Origin of the sequence: Lactobacillus sp. UMNPBX1 (assembly GCF_002554085.1) — a bacterium.
GTDB lineage: Bacteria > Bacillota > Bacilli > Lactobacillales > Lactobacillaceae > Lactobacillus > Lactobacillus crispatus.
This window is the reverse complement of the sequence record NZ_PCZI01000001.1, coordinates 390,122-397,222: the sequence shown is the minus strand read 5'-3', so window position 1 is coordinate 397,222 and position 7,101 is coordinate 390,122. Positions and strand designations below refer to the sequence as shown.

Annotated in this window: 6 protein-coding genes; all 6 read right to left on the bottom strand. The window is 35.8% G+C overall.

All coding sequences use genetic code 11. The features are described from left to right. Window positions 1–94: 94 nt before the first annotated feature. Window positions 95–1,732: a nuclease-related domain-containing protein gene (locus CP352_RS02040; RefSeq protein ID WP_023488130.1), complete on the bottom strand. Its 1,638-nt coding sequence runs from the start codon at window positions 1,730–1,732 to the stop codon at window positions 95–97. Window positions 1,733–1,838: 106 nt separating this feature from the next. Then, a complete protein-coding gene (locus tag CP352_RS02035; protein WP_023488129.1) occupies window positions 1,839–4,208 on the bottom strand; it encodes an ATP-dependent RecD-like DNA helicase in 2,370 nt (789 codons plus the stop codon). Continuing rightward, window positions 4,201–4,851 carry a lipopolysaccharide assembly protein LapB gene (locus CP352_RS02030; RefSeq protein ID WP_089143179.1) on the bottom strand — a complete coding sequence of 217 codons (651 nt, stop codon included), beginning with the start codon at window positions 4,849–4,851 and terminating at the stop codon, window positions 4,201–4,203. Before CP352_RS02030 ends, CP352_RS02035 begins: the two co-directional genes overlap by 8 nt. Further along, window positions 4,851–5,510 (bottom strand): histidine phosphatase family protein, encoded by a 660-nt coding sequence (locus CP352_RS02025; protein WP_005718864.1) that lies wholly within the window; start codon window positions 5,508–5,510, stop codon window positions 4,851–4,853. The genes CP352_RS02030 and CP352_RS02025 overlap by 1 nt, the downstream gene beginning before the upstream one ends. Window positions 5,511–5,602: 92 nt before the next feature. Beyond that, the gene (mnmA, locus tag CP352_RS02020; RefSeq protein WP_013086164.1) at window positions 5,603–6,730 is read right to left on the bottom strand and encodes a tRNA 2-thiouridine(34) synthase MnmA; all 1,128 of its coding nucleotides are present in this window, start codon (window positions 6,728–6,730) and stop codon (window positions 5,603–5,605) included. Between the two features lie 7 nt (window positions 6,731–6,737). After that, entirely contained in the window at window positions 6,738–7,079 is a 342-nt protein-coding gene (locus CP352_RS02015) for a DUF1831 domain-containing protein (protein WP_013086163.1), read from the bottom strand. Window positions 7,080–7,101 lie beyond the last annotated feature (22 nt).

Genomic DNA, 7,101 nt, shown 5'->3' with positions numbered 1-7,101 from the left:
TCAATATACAGAATTTAATTTTCAAAAGTGTTCAATTTGAAATTGCAATTTTCGAATTTATTAAAATAAGGAAGAATTCCAAATTCTTCCTTTTTTATATCTTATCTAAAATATCTCTTTTCGAATTATGATTTTGATAATATTGGTCCTGATCAATGAAATCATGTACTTGATCATAAAATTTCTTCCAATAACGGTATTTTTGATACTGCTTTTGCCACTCCCGTGCTTCCTGCAAGTAATTACCAAGAAGGCCATTAATCTGATCGATATGTTTAATCACCTGATTAGCATGATACAATTGCTCTTCCACCTGCTTTTGAGTTAACGTTGACTCCTGATCTTCAAAAAATAGAACATTTTCTTGATAATTTTTTTCTTCTTGCAATTGTTTACTATTATCCATTTCTTCTTTGATAGCTGCAATTTCGTCTGGCTGTAATCCAATTCCAGTTTTAGCTTTGACTAATAACGACTGAATATCTGCCAATTGCACAACATCTATTCCCATTTTTTGATAACGGTTCGAATCAGTCAATGTGAACTCATCATCTATTCTACTTACAAATACAACCACGTTTCTGATTAATTGATCTATATTTGGCAAGCGTCTCAATAAATTAATAATCACTGGGTTGTTGCTTTTTTCTAGGACATATTTAATACTTTCTTTATGCTTGGCCACTTGATCAGCTATCTGATCATAATCAGCCTGCACATTATACTGTCCATTTTTACTTGTTCGTGCTTTGGTTTCCAAGCAAAAAATCCCGCTAGTCGTAATTATCACATGATCAATTTGGTTACTCCCTAAACTATTCTTTTTTTCATAGGGATATGGTAACAGTAAATTATGAATTATTTCTTTTCCTGTCTGCACTTCACGTAAACGAGAATTCACTAATTCTTCTGCGGCAGCGCCTGCCAAGAGATTGCTAAGATGGCGCAAATCACGTTGAGATAAAATATTCATAGGTCGCAAATGTTTTATTTGATTCAAATGTAGTTCAGTCATTCTTTTCTGAAATGCGTTTACTTTTTGATTGTAAACCTTATAGCCAGAATTAATTGCCCGAATTCGTAAAACATTTTGCAGAGCCAAAGCTCGTTTCAAATCACGTTTATTATTCAACAAAGTTTTTTCAACTATCATAGCATCATGAACAGTCTGTGAATCAGTTACTTTTTTATGTGTAATCCAAGCTTTTTGATAACTAGCATGATTTTCTAACTCATTCACATACTGATTTAAGTCATTTTCCAAAGGCAAAATTTTGTTTCTACCTTCTTTGACTATTGAGCCATAATAGCGCAAATTTTTTGTAATTTCGTCTAACTCATTGAATTCATGTTTGCCATAATGGTAAGTTACCTTAGTTTCTCCATTCCAACTAGTCTTACGCCAATAATGACCATCCGTCTTACCAAATTCAACTAATTCCGCCACTGAACGATCTAAATAGTACTTAATCAAATAATGACAATGGCCTTTATTGTCAAAAATGCGTCGCTTAATATAACCTGGTCGCATTAATTCAATGATCTGAAAGGTCAAGTTCTTATGATTAGGAAAACGGTATGGTAATCTTTTGCCTGCAATTTTTTCAATTTTAGTTATTTCTTTCTTATCTGTTACAGATAATTCTATTTTTTTCATTTTCTTCTTTTTTCGCTTTTGAAAAAAATAATAGGTTAATATGCCTACTGTTAGTGTAATTATTGTAATATCCATGTTAATTATCCATATTTTGGAACGTATGTTTAGACAGCAATAATTATACCATGATTTTGTATAATGAAAAAGCCCCTTGTTTTAACAATTCAAGGGGCTTTTATCCTTATAATTTGATATTTTCCATTCCAATCATTGGATCAATTTCACCAGAATATATTTTTTCCGGGGTTAGAACAAAATCTTCTGCTACTTCTGCTTTATCGGTTTCATTCTCCATTTCTTGAGCTTTTTCGTGCTGCTTGCTTTGATCAGATTTATCCAATGATTTTGTAATACCCAATTGCTGACAAATCTTCGCTGCTAAGCCAGTCTTACGATCATTTCCCGGCGTCTTAAAAGCTGCCACAAATGCCCGTGGATCACCAACTAACACTAAGTTTTTCTCAGCTCGCGTTATTGCAGTATACAAAAGATTTCGTTTTAGCATCACAAAATTCTGCATGGTTAGATTCAAGATTACCAATGGAAATTCTGAACCTTGTGATTTATGAATAGTGATTGCATAAGCCCGGGTCAGATCATTTAAATCTTTTCTAGAAAAGGCAACTTCTCTTCCATCAAAATCTGCAATCATGCATTCCTTGGCATCATCTTCATCAATGCTAATGATCTTACCAATTTGTCCATTATAAATATCTTTTTCAGGATTATTTTGCAATTGCAGAATACGATCGCCAATTCGGAAAACTTCATTATGTGCTTCTAATACCTTACTTTTAGGCTGAGATGGGTTTAAAATTGCCTGAATAACATTATTAAGGTTAGTTACACCACCATTGCCAAGATACATCGCGCTAAGCACTTGAATATCATCTTTTGCAAATCCACGTTTTAAAGCAAGTTTAACAATTTGTCCAACTGCATCCCCTACTAATTCGGGACGACAGCTAATAAAAGAATAATTCTTTGTTTTCTTAAACAAGGCTTGCTGATCTTTACCCTCATTAACATCATGCGCCAAAGTAATAATCGTTGAATCATCACCCTGTCTATGAATCTGCTTCAAAATAGTAGTTGGAAACGCTTGCGATTTAATCAGGTCACTGAAGACATTGCCAGCTCCAACCGAAGGTAACTGATCCTTATCACCGACGAAAACAATATGCCGCGTATCATGAATACTTGCCAAAAGTTGTTTAAAAAGGAACATGTCAACCATCGACATTTCATCAACAATTAAGATTTCACCATTTAACTCATTCAAGTCCTGAGTGTTAGTATCACCAATACCTAACCCCAACATTCGGTGAATTGTTTTAGCACTGATTCCGGTAATTTCACCCATTCTTTTAGCTGCACGTCCAGTCGGTGCTGCTAGTAAAAACGGAGGATCTTCACTGTAAAGAGCGGAGGAAGGAATCTCAGCCAGCTTGCGTAATACTAATAAAATTCCATTAATGATAGTAGTTTTACCTGTACCTGGTCCACCTGTCAAAATAGAAATCGGTTGGTTAACTGCGTTTTTGATGGCCAACTTCTGTGTATCGTCGTAGTGAATCTTAAGCTCCTTTTCAGCATCCTTGATTGCTTGCTCTACCTTTTTATCATCATATTGTTCTCTTTTTTTATCTTCTTTTTTTTCTACCAAGTTTTTCATCAAGCGAGCAATATCAACTTCTGTTTGATAAATATTTTGTAGAGCAGCATTCTCACCATCAACTATTACTTTGCCAGCTTCTTGTAAACTATTAATACAGCTAGCAATTGGGTCGAATTGATTGATTTGAAGCAATTTACTTGCTTCTGTTAATAACTCAGCTAAGCCTACATAAGTATCTCCCTCACCATTTAAAGCATCGAGTAATACTTGATAAACAGCACCTTTAATTCTACGTGGATCATCACTAGCAATATCTAATTGGCTTCCCATCATATCCGCGGTTTTAAATGCAAAACCCGAAATATCATTAACTGCTGCATAAGGATCTTTCTCTAGTTTTGCTAATGCTTCACCATGATAAAGCTGGTAAACCCGTCCTGCAATACGCTTATTAATGCCGTATTTAGCCAATTTTAAAATTACTTCTGAATAAGAATCCATCGCATTTAGTCCTGCCAAAAGACTATCCTTTTGCTTTCTAGTTAAAGAAAGCTTATCAATCTTAGCTGGACTTTCCTTCAATACATCTAAGGCATTTAGCCCTAATTCATCAATAATCGTAGTCGCAGCCTTTTTACCAATTCCAGGGAACTTATTCGAACTCAAATACTTAGTTAAAGATCCCTCTTCATGTGGCAAGACTTGCTTATAGTTATTTGCTCTAAACTGCAAGCCAAATTTTTCATGCATTACTAGTTTACCCTCGAAGCGATAGCTACTATTAATTTGAATATCGCCAAAATTCCCTGTCACCTTAATATCGGGACGAGAATAATCGGATAAAGTGCCGATAATTTCAACGTCAAGAATTTTATACAAGTCTTTACTATTTTCAAAAACAATCCCGTTAACCTTACCGGTAAATTCATTCATAATTTTTCTTTTCCTTGTCATTTAGCATCTTCATAATTGAAGCATACTGATTCATTGCTTGTTGATAATACTTAGCATCCATCTGCTTAGCTTGAGCAAAATATTTTTGAGCCTGGTCACGATCTTTTTCTAATGTAGTGACACCTAGTAAAAAATAAACTTTCGCATTTTTCTTATTATCAGGAATTGCCAAATACATTTGCTGAGCCTGTTGATTCTCACCCAAACTTAACCAAATATCGCCTAGCAATTCCTGAATTCGCTCATCAACTTTTTTGATCGTCAAAGCATAAGCTAAAGCTTTTTGGCCTTGCCCTAATTTTAAGTAAGTTAGTGCCTTTTGATAAAGAGTTAAGTCATCATTAGGTATCTGATCTAATAAAGCCAGTGCCTTATCAAAATCGCCTTGCATGTAATAACACACTGCCAGATTATAATTTAATTCTTGTGGCTCTTTAACCAGATGCTGGGCCTGCTCCAATAGCTTCTGTGCTTGATCCAAGCTTCCTTGCTCAATTAAATACGTCGATAGCTGCAAATAATTAGCAACTTGTTGTGGATGCTGATCGATTTTTTTGATTAAAAGATGAATGGCTTGTTCTACTTTACCTTCATCATAAAGTTGCGCTATTTTTTGATCCATTATAACGAGTCCGTCTTCGATAATTTACGTCCTAAATAACTAGTTTCATTCCACACTACCGGTTTAAAAGTCTTTCCGCCATCTAGTGTTTCTAAGACAGTTAAAGAGGTATTGCTAAGGCCGCCATTTTTGCGAATATCTTTCAATGGATAGCCTAAAAGTCCACCCATAATAGCTGATAATGCCGCACCATGACTAACTGCTAGAATCTTATCATCATCGTCAGGAAATCTTTGTGCCATTTCTTGAGCAAATGCTTTTCCACGAGCAATAACATGTGGATAATCCTCACCATGAAGTTCAGTCGGATCATATTTATCTGGATGGTGCCAAAAATTATCCATTTGTTTAGGGAATTTTTTCTCTGCATCCCCAAACTTCATTCCCTCCATATCACCCAAATTAAACTCTCTGAGTCGTTCATCGATCACAACAGGTAAGTTAGCGTTCATTGCATCATCGATGCCCTGAGCGGTATTAAAGGCCCGATCAAGCGGACTGGCAAAAATTCCTCTAAATTTAGTTCCTTGCAAGTGATGACCTAATTTTTTTATATCTTCTAAGCTTTGTGGCAAAAGTGGTGAATCTCCATGTCCTCCTTGGAAGCGACTAGCTAAATTCCACTCAGTTTTGCCATGACGAACAAAATAAATTTGCATTGCTTAAATCCCCCTAATTGTCTAATCAATAAGAATAGTTTAGCACAAAGAAAAAGGCGTTCGAAAAATCGAACGCTCTTTTTGCATATTTTTTAAACTAATTGTAATTGCTTTTCTTCTTGGTAAGCAGCATCAATATTACCGCCGCCTAAACATTCTTCACCCTTGTATAAAACAAGTGCTTGACCTGGTGTAACTGCACGAGCTGGCTCATCAAAGTAAACATCAGCAGTATTGTCTGCGGCATGATACTTAACAGTCACGCCGATATCACATTGACGATAACGGAACTTTGCAGTACAGTGCATCTCAAAATCATGATCTGGCTTACCAGTAAAGAATGACATATCACTTGCCTTCAAGCGACTAGCATATAGAAGTGGACTATCATAGCCCTGCTCTACAATTAATTCATTCTTCTTAAGATCCTTGCCGACCACGAACCATGGATCAGTTGATTCCTTAGTTGAGCCCAAGCCCAAGCCCTGTCTTTGACCAATGGTGTAGTACATTAAACCAGCATGCTCACCAACTACCTTACCATCAGGAGTGACCATCTTACCTGATTTAGCTGGTAAGAATTCACTTAAAAACTTTCTAAAGTTTCTCTCACCAATAAAGCAGATACCTGTAGAATCTTTTTTCTTCGCGGTAGCTAAACCATTAGCCAAAGCAATCTCTCTAACTTGTGGCTTAGTTAGGTTAGCTAGAGGGAAAATAACCTTACTAATCTGCTCTTGACTCAATTGGCTCAAAAAGTACGTCTGGTCCTTGTTACCATCCTTAGGACGCATCATATGAGTAACACCATTGGCATCCTTAACAGTCTTAGCATAGTGCCCCATTGCAATGTAGTCAGCATCCAAGTCCATCGCAAACTCCAAGAACGACTTGAACTTAATCTGACTATTGCACATTACATCAGGATTAGGGGTTCTTCCCTTCTTGTATTCATCCAAGAAATATTCAAAAACGCGGTGCCAATACTCTTTTTCAAAATTAATTGAATAATATGGAATACCAATCTTATCGGCAACCTTTTTTACATCTTCATAGTCTTCAGTAGCTGTACAGACGCCTGAATCATCGGTATCATCCCAATTCTTCATAAAGACACCAACAACATCGTAGCCTTGTTGTTTAAGTAAAAGTGCTGAAACAGACGAGTCAACGCCACCACTCATACCTACAACTACTCTAGTCTTGCTATTGTCAACCATTATTCAATCAATCCTTTACTTCAAGCAAAATCTTACGCTCCTCAAGATCCTTTAAAATATAATCTAAAAGTTCTACAGTAGGAGCTAATTGCTTATTTTTAAAAATATTAACCTTCTGCAAACCGTTGCGATCAGTAATAACCATAGTTAAATGCGACAAGTCCTTATTAATGGTCATCTTTAACTTAGTAGGCGCGTTATAAGGTGAATCATTGTAAAGGGGATGTTCATAATTAAAATTACCCTTAGCTGTCTTCACAAAGCCAGCATCAATCAAAGCATAAAGCTTCAACTCAGGATTCAAAGTAAACTTACGTTTATCACCATTAATCACAACTGTATTTGCCATAATTTTCCTCACTTATTTATAA